The organism is Hymenobacter volaticus (assembly GCF_022921055.1).
GTDB classification, from domain to species: Bacteria; Bacteroidota; Bacteroidia; order Cytophagales; family Hymenobacteraceae; genus Hymenobacter; species Hymenobacter volaticus.
In genome coordinates, this window is record NZ_CP095061.1 from 4,797,360 (window position 1) to 4,815,377 (window position 18,018).

General features: G+C 54.6%; 16 protein-coding genes, 1 tRNA gene and 1 pseudogene. 11 read left to right on the forward strand and 7 right to left on the reverse strand.

The genetic code is table 11. The annotated features are described in order from the left end of the window. Positions 1 to 315 precede the first annotated feature (315 nt). From MUN86_RS20935 to MUN86_RS20945, 3 genes are all read left to right on the forward strand, one after another. Positions 316 to 1,686 (forward strand): sigma-54-dependent transcriptional regulator, encoded by a 1,371-nt coding sequence (locus MUN86_RS20935; RefSeq protein ID WP_245119929.1) that lies wholly within the window; start codon positions 316 to 318, stop codon positions 1,684 to 1,686. A gap of 204 nt (positions 1,687 to 1,890) precedes the next feature. Continuing rightward, positions 1,891 to 5,451: a PAS domain S-box protein gene (locus tag MUN86_RS20940; protein WP_245119930.1), complete on the forward strand. Its 3,561-nt coding sequence runs from the start codon at positions 1,891 to 1,893 to the stop codon at positions 5,449 to 5,451. Between the two features lie 93 nt (positions 5,452 to 5,544). Then, positions 5,545 to 6,588, forward strand: a complete 1,044-nt coding sequence (locus tag MUN86_RS20945) for a flavin-containing monooxygenase (protein WP_245119931.1) — start codon at positions 5,545 to 5,547, stop codon at positions 6,586 to 6,588. 353 nt (positions 6,589 to 6,941) lie between these two features. On the opposite strand, the gene MUN86_RS20950 is transcribed toward MUN86_RS20945, so the two are convergent. After that, entirely contained in the window at positions 6,942 to 7,256 is a 315-nt protein-coding gene (locus tag MUN86_RS20950) for a T9SS type A sorting domain-containing protein (RefSeq protein WP_245119932.1), read from the reverse strand. A 243-nt stretch (positions 7,257 to 7,499) separates the two neighbouring features. On the opposite strand from MUN86_RS20950, the pseudogene MUN86_RS20955 reads away from it, so the two are divergent. The 4 genes and pseudogenes from MUN86_RS20955 to MUN86_RS20970 all read left to right on the forward strand — a co-directional run. Then, positions 7,500 to 7,601, forward strand: a pseudogene (locus MUN86_RS20955) (FAD-dependent oxidoreductase); the annotation flags it as partial. A gap of 14 nt (positions 7,602 to 7,615) precedes the next feature. Continuing rightward, a complete protein-coding gene (locus MUN86_RS20960) occupies positions 7,616 to 8,608 on the forward strand; it encodes an NAD(P)/FAD-dependent oxidoreductase (protein WP_245119933.1) in 993 nt (330 codons plus the stop codon). A gap of 198 nt (positions 8,609 to 8,806) precedes the next feature. Beyond that, complete coding sequence (locus MUN86_RS20965) at positions 8,807 to 9,913, forward strand: type III polyketide synthase (RefSeq protein ID WP_245119934.1); 1,107 nt, start codon at positions 8,807 to 8,809, stop codon at positions 9,911 to 9,913. Positions 9,914 to 9,957: 44 nt separating this feature from the next. Next, positions 9,958 to 10,662, forward strand: coding sequence for a methyltransferase domain-containing protein (locus MUN86_RS20970; protein WP_245119935.1), 705 nt, complete (start codon positions 9,958 to 9,960; stop codon positions 10,660 to 10,662). Positions 10,663 to 10,729: 67 nt separating this feature from the next. Here the strand turns inward: MUN86_RS20970 and MUN86_RS20975 are convergent, their stop codons facing one another. Both MUN86_RS20975 and MUN86_RS20980 read right to left on the reverse strand, forming a co-directional pair. Further along, complete coding sequence (locus MUN86_RS20975) at positions 10,730 to 11,638, reverse strand: histone deacetylase family protein (protein WP_245119936.1); 909 nt, start codon at positions 11,636 to 11,638, stop codon at positions 10,730 to 10,732. 190 nt (positions 11,639 to 11,828) lie between these two features. Further along, positions 11,829 to 11,903: transfer RNA gene (locus MUN86_RS20980), tRNA-Val, on the reverse strand. A gap of 200 nt (positions 11,904 to 12,103) precedes the next feature. Between MUN86_RS20980 and MUN86_RS20985 the strand changes: the two genes are divergently transcribed. Next, positions 12,104 to 12,775 (forward strand): porin family protein, encoded by a 672-nt coding sequence (locus MUN86_RS20985; RefSeq protein WP_245119937.1) that lies wholly within the window; start codon positions 12,104 to 12,106, stop codon positions 12,773 to 12,775. Between the two features lie 155 nt (positions 12,776 to 12,930). Next, positions 12,931 to 13,368: a DUF6992 family protein gene (locus MUN86_RS20990; protein WP_245119938.1), complete on the forward strand. Its 438-nt coding sequence runs from the start codon at positions 12,931 to 12,933 to the stop codon at positions 13,366 to 13,368. Between the two features lie 85 nt (positions 13,369 to 13,453). On the opposite strand, the gene MUN86_RS20995 is transcribed toward MUN86_RS20990, so the two are convergent. From MUN86_RS20995 to MUN86_RS21005, 3 genes are all read right to left on the reverse strand, one after another. After that, positions 13,454 to 14,026, reverse strand: coding sequence for a type 1 glutamine amidotransferase domain-containing protein (locus tag MUN86_RS20995; RefSeq protein ID WP_245119939.1), 573 nt, complete (start codon positions 14,024 to 14,026; stop codon positions 13,454 to 13,456). 125 nt (positions 14,027 to 14,151) lie between these two features. Beyond that, positions 14,152 to 14,658 (reverse strand): acyl-CoA thioesterase, encoded by a 507-nt coding sequence (locus MUN86_RS21000; RefSeq protein WP_245119940.1) that lies wholly within the window; start codon positions 14,656 to 14,658, stop codon positions 14,152 to 14,154. 163 nt (positions 14,659 to 14,821) lie between these two features. Beyond that, positions 14,822 to 15,919, reverse strand: coding sequence for a DUF3616 domain-containing protein (locus MUN86_RS21005; RefSeq protein WP_245119941.1), 1,098 nt, complete (start codon positions 15,917 to 15,919; stop codon positions 14,822 to 14,824). A gap of 337 nt (positions 15,920 to 16,256) precedes the next feature. On the opposite strand from MUN86_RS21005, the gene MUN86_RS21010 reads away from it, so the two are divergent. Both MUN86_RS21010 and MUN86_RS21015 read left to right on the forward strand, forming a co-directional pair. Further along, positions 16,257 to 16,700: a hypothetical protein gene (locus MUN86_RS21010; protein WP_245119942.1), complete on the forward strand. Its 444-nt coding sequence runs from the start codon at positions 16,257 to 16,259 to the stop codon at positions 16,698 to 16,700. Between the two features lie 79 nt (positions 16,701 to 16,779). Continuing rightward, complete coding sequence (locus MUN86_RS21015) at positions 16,780 to 17,544, forward strand: SDR family oxidoreductase (RefSeq protein WP_311181745.1); 765 nt, start codon at positions 16,780 to 16,782, stop codon at positions 17,542 to 17,544. 51 nt (positions 17,545 to 17,595) lie between these two features. On the opposite strand, the gene MUN86_RS21020 is transcribed toward MUN86_RS21015, so the two are convergent. Beyond that, positions 17,596 to 18,015 (reverse strand): hypothetical protein, encoded by a 420-nt coding sequence (locus tag MUN86_RS21020; RefSeq protein WP_245119943.1) that lies wholly within the window; start codon positions 18,013 to 18,015, stop codon positions 17,596 to 17,598. Positions 18,016 to 18,018: the final 3 nt, after the last annotated feature.

Genomic DNA, 18,018 nt, shown 5'->3' on the forward strand with positions numbered 1-18,018 from the left:
TGTTCAACCCTTTGCACAATACAAGTGAATTACCAGATTACAATTTATACTAAACGCATCTGAACCTCAGAGTTTTACGTACATATAGTTTAGTCTATGTTTTCCCCTTATTAGACACCATCTCCTAATTCGGGAAAATATGGTAAAGCCCACTTTTCCCTGTTATACTCGCACACTTCCTGCTTCACTTTCCCACCACCTTCCAGCTGCTGAAATTCCCACAATCGCAATGGCACCTTCCACCCAAAGTCCGTCCATTGACAGTATACAGACCGATTGCTTTCATTATTAGCTGGCAAAGCTTTTCCCTTCCAGATGCCTACATCATTACCTGTTAACATTTTTATAGTAGAGGACAACGCTTGGTACGGCGAGTTGCTCGAATATAAATTAGCGCAGAATCCAGATTACCAAATTCAGCGCTTCACTACCGCTCAAGCTTGTCTTGCGCACCTCAATGAGCTGCCAGACCTCATCACTTTGGATTACAATTTGCCCGATGGCAAGGGTGACGAAGTACTGCGTCAGATCAAGGAGCGGCTACCCGAAGTAGCCGTCATTGTCATTTCCGGTCAAGAGGATGTTCGTACGGCTATCGGTTTGCTCCGACAGGGTGCCTACGACTATTTGGTTAAAGACGAGGAAACTGCTGACCGCCTATGGAATGTAGTAGGCAACGTGCGCAAGCAGTTGCAGCTACGGCGTGAAAATGAACGGTTGCGTGAGCAAATCGGGCAGAAATACGATCCTAGCCGTGCCATCTTGGGCGAGAGTCCGCAAATGCGACAACTTGCCTCGCTTATTGAGAAAGCCGCCCGCACCAACATCACAGTGTCTGTTAGTGGCGAAACTGGAACGGGTAAAGAACTGGTAGCTAAAGCTATTCATTATCAATCGGCCCGTCGCAACCGGGCTTTCGTGGCCGTAAATGTGGCGGCTATTCCGCACGAATTGCTGGAGAGCGAATTATTTGGGCACGAAAAGGGCGCTTTCACGGGGGCCATTAGCCGTCGGATTGGTCGGTTTGAAGAAGCGCACCAAGGCACCCTCTTCTTAGACGAGATTGGGGAGCTGCCTTTGGATCTGCAGGCGAAGCTTCTGCGCGTTTTACAAGAACGCGAAGTTCAGCGCGTCGGGGGTGGGCAACCCATTCCTTTCGATGCTCGCTTGATGGTGGCTACCCACCGCAACATGGCCGAAGAAGTGAAGAATGGTCGTTTTAGGGAAGACTTGTATTACCGCTTGCTCGGGCTGCCCATCGTGCTGCCACCGCTTCGGGAGCGAGGACAGGACATTTTGTTGCTTGCTGAGTCGTTCTTGAAAGACTTCTGCAACCAAAACAAAATGGCTCATTGCACTTTCTCGCCCGAAGCCCAGGACTTGATGTTGCATTATCCTTTTCCGGGTAATGTGCGCGAACTGAAAGCCGTGGTGGAACTAGCGGCGGTATTAGCCGAAAACGACACCATTCAGCCCCAGGATTTGTCGCTCCGTGCGCAGGTTAGCTCCAATGGCACCAGTTCGGCCCCAACGAGCAACGAATCTTTGCGGGTGCAGGTAGCTACCATTGTGCAACGATATCTTGATGCGCACCAAGGCAATATTTTGCAGGTGGCAGCCAAGCTGCAAATCGGAAAATCTACTATCTACCGGATGGCGCAAAACAATGAAGTCCGGCTTCGGTAGGTTTACCACAATTACCTAGCAGTATTTCTGTTCTGCATGCAAAGGTTTCGCTTTCTATTTATTGCCGGGTAGCGCCTATTTTTGTAACGGTTCTGCTACCGCGGTAAAATTATTAGTGCCCTAGTGTTACCGGGTCCTTACTCTAAATATACCCCGTTATCGTATAATAGAATCAGGTACAATAATCTCAGTGACTATATAACTATGACCACTATAGCATACCGTCAGCAGCAACGTCAATTGCGGCACGCACGAACTATGCACCAAGCCGCGCAGCAACAATTGCAAGAACTGCGCGAGCAACTGCAACAGCAAAGTGAGCAGGCGGCTAGTCAGCTAAAAGCACTGCTTCAAACGATGAGTTCGGGCATTCTGGCACAGGATGCAAACTTGCGAATAGTGCTCGTGAACGAGCGTTTGTGTGAACTGCTAAACTTAACCGATTCTGCCGCTACATATATCGGGTTGGAGCAGGATCAGTTTTTTTCGCAAGGCACTGAGTTTTGCAATGCCGAGCAGGTACGGCAGCAGGCTTGGCAGGCTATGCTCAGCCAACAGCGCGTCGCGGAGTTGATTCCACTCACCAATGGCACTATTCTGCAACGGGAGTATTTGCCGTTGATGCAGGATGGAAATACGGTGCTGCACCTGTGGAGCTATGAGGACGTAACAGAACAGCAAAAAGTGCTGGCGCGGGTGCGCGAGCTCTCGCAACTAGCCGAACAAAGCCCAGCGCCCATCATCTGCTTTGGCAACGATGGGCAGGCTCGCTACGCTAACCCAGCGGCTAGCCACGTGCTAGAAGCATTGGCCCTTCCTAAGTGGCGAGCTACGTATGACTTTATGCGGCAAGAAGTAGCGCAGGCACTGGTGGACAACACGCCGCGCACAGTGGAACATGGCCTTGCCGACCAGCATTACCTCTGGACTATAGTGCCGCTAGCTGGCGAAGAAGCCGCCAACATCTACCTCACCGATATTACAGCTCGCCGCCAAGCCGAAAGGGAACTCCGGCACAGTCAGCTTTTCGCGTCCCGCATCAACGACACGCTCCCAGGTATTGTGCTGTTGTTCGACGTGCAAGAGCAGCGCATCGTGTACGTCAATCGGCAGGTGAAGCGGGTGATGGGGTACTCCGAACAGGAGGTTTTAGACCTGGGAAGCGGTGTTGTACCGTATTTATTGGATGCAGATGGGCAGCAGCAACTTCTTAGCTTGCCAGAGCGGGTTGCCACTCTTACCGACGAGCAAACGGTTAATTACGAGTTCTGGGTGCGCCATAAGAACGGCAGCTGGCGCTGGATGCGCATCCGGGGTAGCGCCTTTTTGCGCGACGCCGATGGCACGATTCGGCAATTGGTAGGCAGCGCTGAAGATATGACGGAGCGCAAGGCAGCGGAAGAATCGTTGCGCCGGACGCGGCAGCGCCAGGAACGAGTTGCTAACACGATTCCTAACCTGATTTATATATACGATTACCAGCGAAAGCGCACGGTTTACTGCAATCGGTATATCGAAACCATTACGGGATATACAGAAGCTGAAATTGTGGCTATGGGTGACGACGCTTTCTTGAAGCTGATGCCCGAAGCAGAAGCCCAGAAGCTTCGGCAACACATCATCCAAATGAGTGAGGCTCAAGATGGCGAAGTACTTACGCAGGAGTATCACCTAACGCACCTCAACGGCTCGGTGCGCTGGCTGCGCCTTACGACAACTCCATTTGAGCGCGACAAGGAAGGCCGGGTACGGCAGATAGTAGGCACCGCAGAAGACATTACGCGCTGGAAAGTAGCCGACGAGCAGCGGCGCACTGCCAACCGCCGTTTAGCTGAGCAAAATCGACTGTTCCGCCAGGTAATTGATACCACCCCGCACCTTATCTATTTAAAAGACACGCAGGGTCATTACTTGCTAGCCAACCGGGCTACGGCCGAGCTTTACGGCATGACGCCAGCCCAAGTGGTGAACACGCAACTTGGCCAGCGGCCAATAAGCTTGGCCGACAGCCAACGTTACCGTCGCCAGGATGAGCAAGTGATTCGTACGGGCAAGGAGTTGGCGCAGGAAGAAACCTTCACCCGCCCTGATGGCTCACTACTATGGTTCTACAGTGTGAAGCGGCCCTTTGTGCTGGCCGATGGTAGCGTCCAGGTGCTAGGCATCGATAGCAACATCACGGAGCTGAAGCGCATGCAGTTGGATTTGCGAGCTGCGAAGGAGGCTGCCGAAGAAAACGCACAAGCCAAGCAGAACTTCTTGGCTAATATGAGCCACGAAATCCGGACTCCTCTTAATGGCATTCTAGGCATTGCCGGGTTGTTGGCCAAAACGCCACTCGATGATCAACAAAGTCAGTACTTAGGCCACATCCGTCACTCCGCCGACCATCTGCTGGTGGTAATCAACGATGTGCTGGCTATGGCCCAGCTGGGTGCAGGGAAAATTCGGACGGAGACTATTCCCTTCGATCTGCGCGACGTGCTTCAGGCCAGCCAGGAGTCGTTGTTGCCGCGGGCGCAGGAGAAAGGCATTGCCCTTACGCTAAACCTTCCGTCCGCCGATGTGCCGACCACTGTTTTAGGCGACCCGTACCGCTTACGCCAGATTCTGCTTAATCTGCTCTCCAATGCTGTTAAGTTCACGGAGCGGGGCCAAGTAAGCCTGACGTGCCACCAACTGAGCGAGCCGGGCGAGAAACAGCTCTTCCAATTCTCGGTACAGGATACTGGTCCGGGCATTCCGCTGCACCAACTGCAGGACATGTTTGAGCCTTTCACGCAGGCTTCTGCCAGCACAGCCCGCGAATACGGAGGCTCGGGCCTGGGCCTGAGTATTTCGCGCGGCCTTGTCGAGTTGATGGGGGGTACCATGACCGCTGAAAGCCAGTTGCACGAAGGCAGCACCTTTATGTTTACGCTGCCTTTCAGTTCTACAAAAGCTACTGTCACCCAAGAGCCGCACGCCCCTACTCTTGACTTCAGGAGCTTAGGGCCGCGCCGGGTGCTGCTCGCTGAAGACAATGCCATCAACCAGTTTCTGGTAGAATCGCTGCTGCGCAACTGGGGCTGGAACGTGGATACGGCTGGTACTGGTCCTGAGGCGCTGACCTTGTTTGGGCGCAACTTCTATGATATTGTGCTGATGGACATTCAGATGCCGGGAATGGACGGCGAAACGGCGATGCGGCTACTCCGGCAGCACCCCGAACCGGCCCGCGCTGCAACGCCCATCTTGGCGCTTACGGCCCACGCGTTGCGCGGCGAAGCGGAGCGCTACTTGGCCTCAGGATTTTCTGGCTACCTCTCCAAGCCTTTCCGCGAAGAAGAATTGTTTCAAACTATTTCCGCTGCGCTAGGTCAGCGGCCAGCAGTGCAGTCTATTACCAAAGAGGAAGCGCCCAAAGAGGAGGCACCGGCAGCTTCACTTTACAGCCTAAGCGGCATCCGCCGATTAGCCCACGGCAACGAAGAGTTTGTTCGGCGGTTGGCGCAGCTTTTCATTCAAACCACGCCGCCGGCTGTGCAGGGCATGGAGCAGTATGCTTCTTCCGGCGATTGTCAGAAGTTGTCGGCTTCGGCCCATAACCTGAAAAGCTCGCTCGATGGTTTGCATATCCGCCAACTGCACGGCCCTATTCGCCAGTTGGAAGCATGCCGCGATACACCACTGCCCGCAGACCAGGCTCAGCAACTTGTGGCGGTGGTCCGCGACGTGACGGAGAAAGTAATGGAGGGCTTACGGCAGGACTTTCCAGGATTATAAACCTGGCTGCCGTAAGCAAGGTTATCACTTGCTTACGGCAGGGCTGTAAGTTTTGCTTTTTACTTTCGCTGGCTGTAAACTCGATAACAAGGCATGAATAATAATGAAGTTCATACCCTTGTTATTGGAGCTGGGCAAGCCGGTCTAGCTGCGGCCTATTACTTACAACAACGGGGCGTAGACTTTGTAGTGCTGGATGAGCGCGCAACCGTGGGCGAGGTATGGGCCACCCGCTTCGACGCATTGCGTCTTTTTTCTCCGGCCTGGGCAAGCGGACTGCCTGGTTTTCCCTGGCCGGGCTCAAAGCTCCGCTATCCTTCCAAAGACGAAGCCGCTGCTTACCTGCGCAACTACGCCGCCCACTTCCGCTTCCCGATTCACTTAGGCCAACGGGTGATTAGTCTAGTGCCTGCTATTGGTTCTGGCTATGTGGTCGAGACGGCTGCTAGGGCTACCTACTGTGCGCAGCACGTTATTATCAGCACGGGTGCCTACCCAGCGCCCAAGGTTCCCGCCTTTGCAGCCAGCCTACCAAAGCATGTACAACAGATTCACAGCAGCCACTACTATCGGCCTAGCCAAATTGCAGGCACAGGGCCGGTAGCCGTAGTAGGCAGCGGCAATTCCGCTTTACAAATAGCGGCCGACTTAGCGAGCACAGCCCGGCCGGTTTATGTCGCCTTCGATGAAAACACCAAGGCCCTGCCCAACAACCAGCTGATATGGGCACTCCTGAAAAGCACGGGCCTATTGCGCCTGTCGCGCTCCAATTTTTTGGGGCGCCGCATGATGCACACGCCTGAACCGGTAGTAAGCGGCGACTTGCAACGGCTCCGGAGCTATGCCAACGCCAAATTCGTTGGTCGGGCTACGGGAGCAACGCCTGAAGGAGCTTTACTAGCCCGGCGTAGCACTACGCCTCCACTAGAAGCAGTAGTGTGGGCCACCGGCTTTCAACCGGCCTACGACTGGGTTAAGCTACCCATCTTCGATGCTACGGGAATTCCGCGTCATCAGCGAGGCCTTACGGAAGCACCGGGGCTAGCCTTTCTAGGTTTGCCTTGGCTAGATAGCCGCGGCTCGGCACTTATGGGCGGTGCCGGAGCCGATGCTAGGTTTGTGGTACACAACTTATGAAAAGCACATAATTATACTGCAACTACTTATCCATGTTTATGGTTAGCTTTACAGATGACAACAATGGTAGTGTGCGGTTTTGCAGCTTGAGTTAGTTGTTGCGTTTCTTTCGTCTTTTAATTCTATTCGTATGTCCCTGTTGATCTTTTTGGGCATTGCACTTGTCACTGCCCTACTTGCAATGAATACTTTCGACCAATTGAAAGACTCATTGAAGCCTGTACCCGTGCGCGCTAAGAATAGCCGCTAGTTTTCATACCATGTGCTTGCTCAGCAAGAGCAAGCAACAAAAAGCCCCGCCTGCTTCCAGACGGGGCTTTTTGTTGGCTAAGCGCCAGCACGCAACTAGCAGTCTAGCGGATTACTAGCTTACGCATTTGGCTGGCATTGTCGCCTTCTAGCCGCACATAGTACAAGCCGGTAGCGAACTTACTTAGGTCGAGTGTTTTAGTGAACCGGTCGTTGAGTTCGGTAATGGCCTCGCGGTAGATAACCGAGCCAATTACGTTTAGCACACGAAGCTCAAGCTTGCGGCCCTCAAAACCATTGATGGCAATATGAACAATACCAGTGCTCGGGTTAGGATACACCAATAGATTTCGTTCCTCGTTAGGTTTACTGGTTGGCCGGGTACCCACAAGACCGGGCTTGGCAAAAGCAGAAGACAAGCTGCTGCTCAAAGGGCCAAAAGCCAGCAGAAGCGTTAAAAAAATATAGTGTAAGCGTCTCATCATAAGGGGAATTAGAGCAGAAAAAATCAGCGCGCTCAGATAGTACCATAAAACGTTGTCTATCTGATTTGGTTTGCAAAGATACCGGCGGAATCTTAATTAAGCATCTAAAATATAACACTTTCACTACTAATCCTCGTTTCTGGACTTATTATTCACCTCTTTTCTGGACAAAAAAAGTTGGACGTTCTTGTTATAGGTGGAGGACTTGGGGGACTTACCGCAGCGCTCGACTTGAGGGCCCGCGGCCACCAGGTGACGGTTGTTGAAAAAAAGCAGTACCCTTTCCATCGGGTGTGCGGCGAATACGTGTCCAACGAGGTACTGCCGTATTTGCGCCGCCTTCAGGCCGACCCAACTCCGTTACACCCGGCCCGCATTACACGCTTCCTGCTTTCGTCGCCGGCTGGCCGCACATTGTCGGCACCGCTGGACCTTGGGGCTTCGGTATCAGTCGCTTTGCCCTCGACTACTACCTGTTTCAACTCGCCGAAGCGCGCGGCATCACGGTGCTTCAGCGCGCTACAGTTGCGGCAGTAGCGTACAACCCCACTACGGATTCTCATACTACCACCCTAGCCGATGGTCGCACGCTAATCACGCGTGCCGTGCTTGGCGCCTATGGCAAGCGTAGCACCCTCGACCGGCAGCGGCACTTCTTCCAACAACGTTCGCCTTACATTGGTGTAAAGCATCATCTGCGGCTCGATTACGCTTCTGACTTAATTGCACTCCACAACTTTGCCGATGGGTATGCGGGTATCTCGGCAGTGGAAGATGGGCGCTACTGTTTCTGCTACCTCACCACTCGCCAAAATCTGAAGCAACAAGGTACTATTGCGGCCTTAGAGCAGAATGTATTGGCCGCTAACCCCTTGCTGCGCGCTATCCTTACCGAAGCCGAATTCTTGTATCCGCAGCCCGAGGTAATCAACGAAATTTCCTTTGCTCCTAAAAGCAGCGTGGAAGACCATGTCTTGCTATGCGGAGATGCGGCAGGGCTGATTACGCCCTTGTGCGGCAACGGCATGGCCATGGCGATGCACGGGGCGCAGTTAGCCAGTGCCCACCTCCACGACTTTTTGCAAGGCCGAACCACCCGCGCTACGCTGGAAACCCGCTATCGGCGCGATTGGCAAACGCACTTTGGGCAGCGGCTGCAGGTGGGACGGCTGGTACAGGGTCTGTTTGGCAAGCCGCTGCTCAGTGAAGCCGTAGTCGGTGGCCTCAGCCATTGGCCTGGTGGCGTCAGGGCGCTGATGCGCCGCACCCACGGTCAGGCATTTTAATTACTTGGCAGGCCACTAGCGGAAATCAGCGGACAACGCCTTCTGCTGGCTAAGCTGTATCTCAACCGTAGACAAGCCCTTGACATTTCTGTTAGTGTCAGGGGCTTGCTACTTACTTGGAGTTGCTGCGCTTTTTGCCCAGGATGCTGCACATAGTTCCTCAGTCCCTCGCCCAAGTATTTCCGTATACTGCACTTAATGACCAGCTACCTTAGTGCCATTGGCACGGCCAACCCCACTCACCGTCTTCCGCAAGCTTCAATTGGTGAATTCATGGCGCGAGCCCTGCAATTCGACGAAGCGGCCACCCGCAAGCTGCGCGCTTTGTATCGAGTTTCGGGCATTGGGCATCGGTATACGGTCTTACCCGACTACGGACGCTCAACCGGTGACTTCACTTTCTTTCCGAACACCCCTGATTTAGAACCCTTTCCTACAGTTGGCGCCCGCATGCAAGCCTATCGGCGTGAGGCCCTGCCCTTGGCAACTGCCGCGGCGGAAAGCTGCCTTCAAAATGCGCCAGAGATTTCGCCTGCTTCACTCACGCACTTGATTTCGGTGAGTTGCACCGGTATGTACGCGCCCGGCTTGGATATAGAACTGGTAAACCGCCTCGGGTTGCGCCCAAATGTGCAGCGCACCTGCGTGAACTTTATGGGTTGTTACGCCGCCTTCAACGCCCTCAAACTCGCCGATGCTATTTGCCGCGCCGATCCAGAAGCGCGGGTGCTAGTGGTATGTACGGAGCTATGCACCCTGCATTTTCAGAAGCACCACGAAGAAGACCATCTGGTTTCTAATGCCTTGTTTGGGGACGGGTCTGCGGCTGCGCTGGTGCTAGGTCGCCCTTCCGGCACAAGGCCGCACCTAGCTCTAGAGGCCTTTCATTGCGGCCTAGAGCCCGATGGACACGCGGATATGGCTTGGCACGTCAATGACTCCGGTTTCGAAATGACGCTTTCTTCGTACGTACCCAAGCTGATACAGCGCGGTATTCGACGGCTTACCGATGATTTGCTGCGGCATCTGCCGGTCAAGCTCACAGATATTCGGCACTTTGCCATTCACCCGGGTGGGCGCCGTATTCTCGAAGCCATTGAGAAAGAACTAAATATAACTCGCGCAGATAACGCCCCAGCTTACCACATCCTGCGCGAATACGGCAATATGTCGTCGGCAACGGTGCTGTTTGTGCTGCGCGAGTTACTGAACGGCTTCACTGCCTCCGACGCGGGGGCACCGGTTCTGAGCTTTGCTTTCGGGCCAGGTCTGACATTGGAAGCCATGCTCTTACGCGTGGTGTAACCGCTAGAGCAGGCCTCGTGGAGAAGTAATAGAACGATTTGAAAATGCCAGATTTCACGCGCCGGGCTACGGAAGAAGAGTTGATGGACGACCACTCGCTGGCGACGGATGCGTTGCGTCAGAACCTTGATGAGTTGGAAACCATCAACACCTGGCTAGGTGGCTACGCACCGGTGCTGAACGCGCTGGAGCGTCTGCGCCCGCAGTTCCCAGCAGGCAGACCGCTGCGCCTCGCCGACCTTGGTAGCGGCGGCGGCGACACTTTACGCCACATGGCCCGCTGGGCACGCCGTCGCAAGATTCCGGTGGAGCTAATTGGCATTGACGCCAATGCTTTTATGCTTGATTATGCCGCTGATAAAGCGCGTGAATTTCCCGAAATCAGCTTCCAGCAGTACGACATCTTTTCGCCGGCCTTTCAGCAGCAATCGTTTGACCTCATCACGTGCAGTTTGTTTTTGCACCACTTCCCCGATGAGGCGCTAACGCAGCTGCTGGCGCAGTGCCGGGCACAAGCCACCATCGGTGTCATCATCAACGATTTGCATCGGCACCCTTTGGCTTACTACAGCATCAAGTGGATTACCAGGCTATTTGGCGGCTCACACTTGGTCCAAAATGATGCGCCCTTATCGGTGGCTCGCTCGTTCAGCCGACAAGATTGGCAACGGCTGTTGCAGCAGGCAGGTATCAAGCGCTATTCGCTTCGCTGGCGCTGGGCCTTCCGCTGGCAAGTGGTGATATGGTGAAGTAGGCACTAAGCTTGCCCCGCTAATTATTTACCCCTTGATGTTACAATCTCACAACTTAACTGCTTCAGCTCCATAAGTCGGCGGCTACGCGGAAGGTGTTGGCGTGAGCTTCGATGATGTCGGCTATCCGTGGCGAATAGCCACCACCCATGCACACAACTACCGGCAGGGCGTGGCGGTGGCAGAGGGCAAGCACAAACTCGTCGCGCTGGCGGCACCCTTCGCGGGTTAGCGCTAGGTGGCCGAGTTTGTCGGTAGCCAGCACATCGACGCCACTGAGGTAGAACACAAAATCGGGCTGTACTTCGTCGAGGAGGCGCGGCAAGGTGTTGGATAGCAAGGCGAGGTACGTGGCATCATCGGTGGCGTCGGGTAGCGGCAGGTCGAGGTCGGAGTGCTCTTTGCGGTGCGGGTAGTTGCGGGCGCCGTGCATCGAGAAAGTAAACACCCGGGGCTCGAACTGAAAGATAGCTGCCGTGCCATTGCCTTGGTGCACATCGAGGTCCACAATAAGAACTTTGCTAACGCCTAGCGCCGGGTTGGCTAGCAGATAATCGGCGGCGGCGGCTTGGTCGTTGAGCAAGCAGAATCCTTCGCCCCGGTTGCGGAAAGCATGATGCGTACCGCCCGCAATATTGAGCGCAATACCGCTACTTAGTGCCCGACGCGTGCATTCGAGGGTGCCACCCAGAATAGTTACTTCCCGCTCAAACAGCTGCGGACTCCACGGAAAACCAGTGGCTCGTTCTTCCTGACGGGTTAGGTTGCCAGTGCGCAGCCGCTGGTAGTACTCGTTGTCGTGGGTGCGCAGGATATCCGTGGCGGGTGGTACTGAAGGGGCAAAAAAGGCGCTTTCTGATACGGTACCCTCCCGCAAAAGCTGCTCGGGGAGCAACTCGTACTTCAGCATTGGGAAGCGGTGGTTATCGGGCAGCGGATGGGCGTAGAGCGGTGCCCAAGCAATAGAAAGCATGGAGTAATAAGGGAGGTGTTGAAGTAACAGGTAGCAGGTGAAATTGATGAGGTGCTAAAGAGAAAATAATCTGGTTCTATTTCCCTCACTCCTAGCGTTTGCTACCCCCTATTCACCTTCATAACCCAATGCCCTAAAACGATAATAACCGCCTTTCCAGACGGTTATTTCGGATTCGGTGCGATTTGCGTGGGGCGTACTGGGCTCGAACCAGTGACCCCTACCTTGTCGAGGTAGTGCTCTGAACCAACTGAGCTAACGCCCCGCAAATCGGCTGGCGGCGGCCGTAAAGAGCCAAAGATAGTAACTGTTCTTAAAGATGCTAGCTACTATACCAAAACTTTTATGCTAGAAAATAAAGGCGGCGCAACCTTACGTAGTTCCCCAAGTATAGGCCCTTAGTTGAACCCTACTTTCTCTGCCCTATGGGCTGGGCTCAACCTCAACTTTTAATCTGTGCCACCCATGAAAAAACTGTTTCTCTTATTCTCTATTTGCAGCGTCGGCTTTAGCGCAATGGCGCAGCAAAGCGTTGACGGTGTGCGGTCTTCCACCGACTACGCACCTTCTACCAGCGATTCACGCAACAACGGCTTCGGCATCAAAGGCGGCCTCAATCTGATTGACTTGCACGGCAGCGACACCGAAAACTACAGCGACCTATCGAACCTGAAGACTTACCATGTTGGCGTGTACGCCCAATTCGGCCTCAACGACAAGGTTTCTATTCAGCCCGAAATATTGTTCAGCCGCAAAGGCTTCGACGACCGGGCCAGCAGCACAGGTAGCAACAACCCAGTGCGCGAAACGCGTCTCGACTACGTTCAGGTGCCGGTTCTGTTCGTGTACAACTTCCTCGACAACGTGAGTGTGCATGTAGGGCCACAGGCTTCGTTGCTGGTGCGGGTTAAAGACCAGGGTGTCGAGAAAGGCATTAGCGGAGCTGGCTTTCATAGCTTGGACTACGGCGTAGTCGGTGGCCTCGAAGCCCGGGTAGGCCCGGCCCGCGTGGGTGCCCGTTATGATTTAGGACTAGCCAAAATCTATGATGACCCAAGTGCTTCCGGCAGACAAGCCTTTAGCAACGTCAAGAACGGCGCCTTCCAGCTGTACGTAGGCATAGGCTTCACCAACTAGTCCTTTTATTCTTGCAACAACAAACAAAAGGGAAGCCAGCGCGGCTTCCCTTTTGTTTGTTGTTGGGCTATTGTACGTTGCTACCTTATGGCTTTTCTTTTCCTCGATTTGTTGCCTGCCATCAACCACGGCCGTGAGCTGCTGGCGGAACGCGCATGGCCGTGCTCGGTACTTGGGCGCTGCTCAACCTGTTGATAAGCGGCTACTACGTGAACCGCTCGGGTGGGCGTACCGAAGCCGTCTATTTTCATCAGATGAATCTGGGCTGGAACTTCGTGAATGTGGCGCTGGCGGTCTGGGGAATGTTGCAGGCGCACCCCAATCAGGTAGCGGGCCTTACTCTGGCTGAGAGCTTCACGGCGCAATTCAACTTCGAGAAGATTCTGCTGTTCAATGCGGGGCTTGATGTAGCTTATATCTGCACGGGGAGCTGGCTACGGGCGCGGGCTGCCACTGCCCTTAAAGTCCCCGAACGGCTACTTGGCTTTGGCCGCTCGTTGTGGCTTCAGGGCGCGTTCCTGCTCTTATTCGACGTAGGCTTCTACTTGGTGTATCATCAACAGGCTGCTCAACTGCTAGAGCTGTTGCCCTAAAACCAGGAAGACCCTACCGCATTCGGTAGGGTCTTTTTCAATAAAATAAAGGCGTTGTGGGTTTTCGGCCGGGTGGAATGGCAGCCTAGCTGCGCGGCGCGTGGGCGCCTTCCAGTATTTCCTCTACTATCTTTTTGTTGAAGGCAGGAATGTCGTCGGGGTTGCGGCTGGTAATGAGCCCTTTATCAACCACCACTTCCGAGTCTTCCCACTGGGCACCAGCATTTTTGAGGTCGGTTTTGATGCTAGGGAAGCTGGTCATGCGCTTACCGTGCACGAGGCCCGTTTCGATGAGGGTCCAGGGACCGTGGCAGATGGCGGCCACTACTTTGCCGGAGCGCATAAATTCGCCTACAAAGTTTACCACGTCTTGCTCGACGCGCAGCTTGTCGGGGTTGATTTGGCCGCCGGGCAACACCAGGGCGTCGTAGTCGGCTACGCGTGCCTCACCTATTACTTTATCAACATCCACTTTGTCGCCCCAATCGGTTTTGTCCCAGCCTTTGATGGAGCCGCTTTTCAAGGAAATAACGTCTACTTCGGCGCCTTCGCCTTCGAGGTAGCTTTTGGGTTCGGTAAGCTCTACTTGCTCGAAACCATCGGTGGCTACAATGGCTATTTTCTTGCCTTTCAGTTTGTCGCTGCTGAAGATACTCATGCTGTGTGTCCTTTAGAAAAAACGAGGCGGCGGTATGTCCGCGCCGGTTTTTCTTACGCCCAGCTTCCGTAGCAGGTTTACCTTAGGCGGCTTTCTGCCCGAGTTATGCACTCCCTCTGAACCCGCTACTCCTGGCGAAGCTGCTTGAGTTGTTTGCGCACTCGTTTCACCCGATCATCAAAGCCGTCGGGGTCGTACTCAATGCCGGGCACGTCCAGTTCTTCCAGCATATCCATCAGGTCATCGGGGTGTTCGGTGCGGGTACCCGATTTTACCGATACAAAAGCCATTTCCGACCAGAGCAATGCCTTAAGGCGCTGCCCATCTTCGCTTAGCATTTGCATCTCTACTACCAAGTTGGAATTGTCGTAATGGATGAGCTGGCTGCGCACGAGCACTATCTCGCCGTGGTTGGCGGGCCGTAGGTAGCTGATGTGGTGTTTGGTGATAACCCAGCTGGTACCAAGCTCCCGCGTAAGCGCCCCCAGGTTGAGGGCGTAGTGCTGCGTGGTGTGTTCTTCGCGCGCATTCAAGAAATAGTCGAGGTAGCGGGCATTGTTGAGGTGGCCCATCATGTCGCAGTCCTGGAAATGAATCCGATGCGTGGTTTCGGGAGTTCGCAATAAAGGCATGGGGTTGCAGCTATAGGTCAGAGAGTAGTTCGGGGCGGAAGCAGCACCAGGTGATAAATATTTAACTCGACGGGCGGGTCATATACTCGGCAGTTGTGTGCTCTGAAAAGGAAACGTGGCAAACCATTGCTGCCAGAATAGGTTTCAAACCAAGAAGCGCTTTTTAGATGGGGTATACATCGGCTACTACTTGGTGGGCGGCGGGTTTGCGGTTGTCGGTTGGGGTATCGAACACGATCAGCACGTGTTTGTCGTCGAGCAAGCCCATGCCTTCGGCTTTGTCTTGGCCAGCCGTGGGGCCGAACCCGTGGGGCACGTCGAAGAGGCGCTGTAGCTTGTCGGGACCAACGAGACTGTCTTGCTCGCAGCGCAGAGCGTCGGGCCAGCAGTAAACGGCAATGGTACCGTCGAGGTCCATGGTGGGACCAGCTAGGAGCAGCAGGTCGGAGCCGCGTTGGCGCAATTCGCGTAATCCCATGCCGCCCAAGGCTAGGAAGTGTTTCTTGTAATACTTTTCGGTAGCACCCGCTAGTTCGGCGAGGCGCAAGCGGCCGTGCTTGTCTTCGCGGGGCAATAGTTCGAGCACCACTGCCCACCCGCGCAGCACAGGGCCGCGCAAGCCTACAAACAAGCGGCCATCGGGAGTCACTGCCAACCCTTCAATATCGAAGCCATTGTCTTTGCCCGGAATTTGCATGAACGGCTTTAAGTGCGGGTCCCGGACTAGGAGGTCCAGCAGCTCGTTGCTGGTGTCGGAGCCGTGGAGCTGGGCAGCACACAGCGTTTTGCCGGGTTCGGTGGGGTGCGGCGCTTCCCGAAACAGCTCATAGTCGCCCGTGGTAGGGTTCTGCAGCAGGGGAATGCGCGCCAGTAAGTAGCGGCTCGGCTCTTCTTTTACTTCGGCTAGCCGGGCAATTTGCTTGGCCATGTCATCGTCCTGCGGCTTGGGCTGCTTGCGCTTGCGGCTGTGCGAACCAATCACCCAGAGGTAATGGTCGGCTTCGGCCATGCCTTCGATGTCGATTTCCTCTTCGGCATCTTCACCCAGATCCAGCAGCTCACTTAACTCGTAGCGGCAGTGCCCCTTAAACTCGTTCGGGGCGCTCAGGCGCAGCCGCTCGATACTGGTGCGCTCGTCGCAGCTCACCCAGATATTGTCGCCGGTGCGCAGCACGGTGGAGAGGCCGTCGCGGACGTGCTTGCCATCGGCGTTGAGGCTGAGCTTAGGGTTGAAATGGAGCAGAGCTGATTGACGACGCACGGGTGGAAGGTTGAGGTAGACGGAAAAGCTGTGCGAACGGCTTGCACTCAGGGAATGTTGCGGTGTAGATGCTAAGGGCCTGATGCCAAGCTCGGTCTGGTGGTGAGGCTAGGCACTTAGCTTGAAGTTAAGTATCTTATTTGCTATATCTTATTGATGTGGCCAGTTGAGAAGTTGCACGCTGTTTCGCACTACTCTATCGGGCACGTATACACCTAACATTGTCTCACTTACCGCTACGTTGGTTATGGACCTCGTTACTTGTTCCCGCGCAGTACGTGTTGTTTTCACCATGATCGGCCAATTCCGCCCTGTTCTGTTGGCTGCTAGTTGCTTCGTGGGGTTGCTGTTTTTCGGTGGCTGTGACCAAGCCACCGCGCCTGCCAAGAAAGGCAAGCCATATAAGGTGCTGAAGCTACAGGATCCGGGAAACCACGTGTACAAGTATATGGCTTTGAAGGAGCAATTGTTGAACATTATGAGGCGTAATGGCCAGATCACACCCGAACAGCAACGACGCCAGAGAATTCGCCGTGACAGCCTCAACCGACTACCTCTCACTCCAGAAGTAAGAGACCAGCTTGCTCAGCTCATGGGCTTTAAAAATGACCTTCAACAACGCTACTTGATGAATCAAATAAATTTGGAGCGCAACGAGATATATAAAACCAATCCTTCCTTCTTCACAAAGTCTAGGCAAGCCCAGAGGAAATGGCTGCTTCTGTCGCAGGCTAGTAATGGTAGCTACCGCGGCACCCCGGACTACGTAGAAGTAGAATAGGTATTTTCAACTACCATTGCTCCAATACTTGTGGCCCCTCGCTTTATTCTATGCATATGATGTTTAGCCAGCAAGTCGTTTGGATTACGGGGCTTCCACGGGTATTGGGGAGGCGCTGGCCTTACAATTTGCCCAGCAAGGGGCGCGGTTGGTGCTGTCGGCGCGCAATGTAGCGGCGCTGGAGCGGGTGCAGGCCGCTTGTGCACCCGCTCAGGTGCTGGTAGTTCCCCTCGATTTAACGGATGCTGCTAGCCTACCAGCCGCAGTGAAACAAGTACTAACGCAGTATGGCCGGTTGGATGTGCTGGTCAACAATGCGGGCCTGAGCCAGCGCTCTTTGGCCTTGGAAACCACCCTGGCCGTAGACCGGCAGCTAATGGAAGTGAATTACTTCGGTACCGTTGCGCTGACCAAAGCCGTGCTGCCGCATTTGCTTGAACAGGGCAGCGGACGGATAGTAGTGGTGAGTAGTTTGGTAGGCAAGTTTGGCTCGCCTTACCGGTCGGCCTACGCTGCTTCCAAGCACGCGCTCCACGGCTTTTTTGATTCGTTGCGGGCCGAACTAGCGGGCACCGGATTGGGAGTCACTTTAATCTGCCCCGGCTTCATCCGGACTACTATCTCCGTCAATGCCCTTACTGGCGACGGAACTCCTCTTGGAACCATGGACGATGCTACCAATAAGGGGTTAGCTCCCGCCACATTTGCCCGACGCGCTTTGCACGCCGTGGCAAAGGGCAAAAACGAAGTTTATATCGGGGGCCGCGAAACCCTCGGGGTGCTGCTGAAACGGCTTACCCCCGGGTTGTTTGCACGGTTCCTGACCAAGGCGAAGGTGCGCTAGTGCAGAAAAACTCGACATTTCGCGCAGCACAGTGGCTACCAGAACAGCAACCTACTGGCCAGATTTGCGGCTTTGCATTTCGGCCTGCATCTGACGCTGTTTAGTTTTAAGTTGTTGGTACTGCGTAGGCGTGAGTACCTGCTGCATTTGTTGGTTGGAAGCTGTATTGATGCGCTTTAGCTCTGCCATTAGGGCGGGCCGATTGGTGGCGTATTGCTTTTGAGCATTGTTGGCTTGCTCAGCGGTGCTGGTCAGGATAGCCCGCACCTTCTGCTGCTGGTCGGGGCGCAGCTTCAGCTCGTCGGTCATTACATCAGTTAGGTCGCGGGCGGCGGTGGGGGCTACCGTGGGCGCGGGCGCAGGGGCTACACTTACAGATTTAGCTTCGGGAATATTCTTGTTGCGACGGGCACAGCCAGTGGCCAGGGAAGCCAGCAAGCACAGGGCGAGAAGAGGGCGAGAAAAGAACATAGC

Bases quoted from the DNA above. Each gene is read 5' to 3' on its own strand.
- MUN86_RS20985 (WP_245119937.1), top strand. From the start codon at position 12,104: ATGAAAAAACTGTTTCTCTTATTCTCTATTTGCAGCGTCGGCTTTAGC.
- MUN86_RS20965 (WP_245119934.1), top strand. From the start codon at position 8,807: ATGACCAGCTACCTTAGTGCCATTGGCACGGCCAACCCCACTCACCGT.
- MUN86_RS20970 (WP_245119935.1), top strand. From the start codon at position 9,958: ATGCCAGATTTCACGCGCCGGGCTACGGAAGAAGAGTTGATGGACGAC.
- MUN86_RS20975 (WP_245119936.1), bottom strand. From the start codon at position 11,638: ATGCTTTCTATTGCTTGGGCACCGCTCTACGCCCATCCGCTGCCCGAT.
- MUN86_RS20935 (WP_245119929.1), top strand. From the start codon at position 316: ATGCCTACATCATTACCTGTTAACATTTTTATAGTAGAGGACAACGCT.
- MUN86_RS20995 (WP_245119939.1), bottom strand. From the start codon at position 14,026: ATGAGTATCTTCAGCAGCGACAAACTGAAAGGCAAGAAAATAGCCATT.
- MUN86_RS21000 (WP_245119940.1), bottom strand. From the start codon at position 14,658: ATGCCTTTATTGCGAACTCCCGAAACCACGCATCGGATTCATTTCCAG.
- MUN86_RS21020 (WP_245119943.1), bottom strand. From the start codon at position 18,015: ATGTTCTTTTCTCGCCCTCTTCTCGCCCTGTGCTTGCTGGCTTCCCTG.
- MUN86_RS20940 (WP_245119930.1), top strand. From the start codon at position 1,891: ATGACCACTATAGCATACCGTCAGCAGCAACGTCAATTGCGGCACGCA.
- MUN86_RS20990 (WP_245119938.1), top strand. From the start codon at position 12,931: ATGGCCGTGCTCGGTACTTGGGCGCTGCTCAACCTGTTGATAAGCGGC.
- MUN86_RS20945 (WP_245119931.1), top strand. From the start codon at position 5,545: ATGAATAATAATGAAGTTCATACCCTTGTTATTGGAGCTGGGCAAGCC.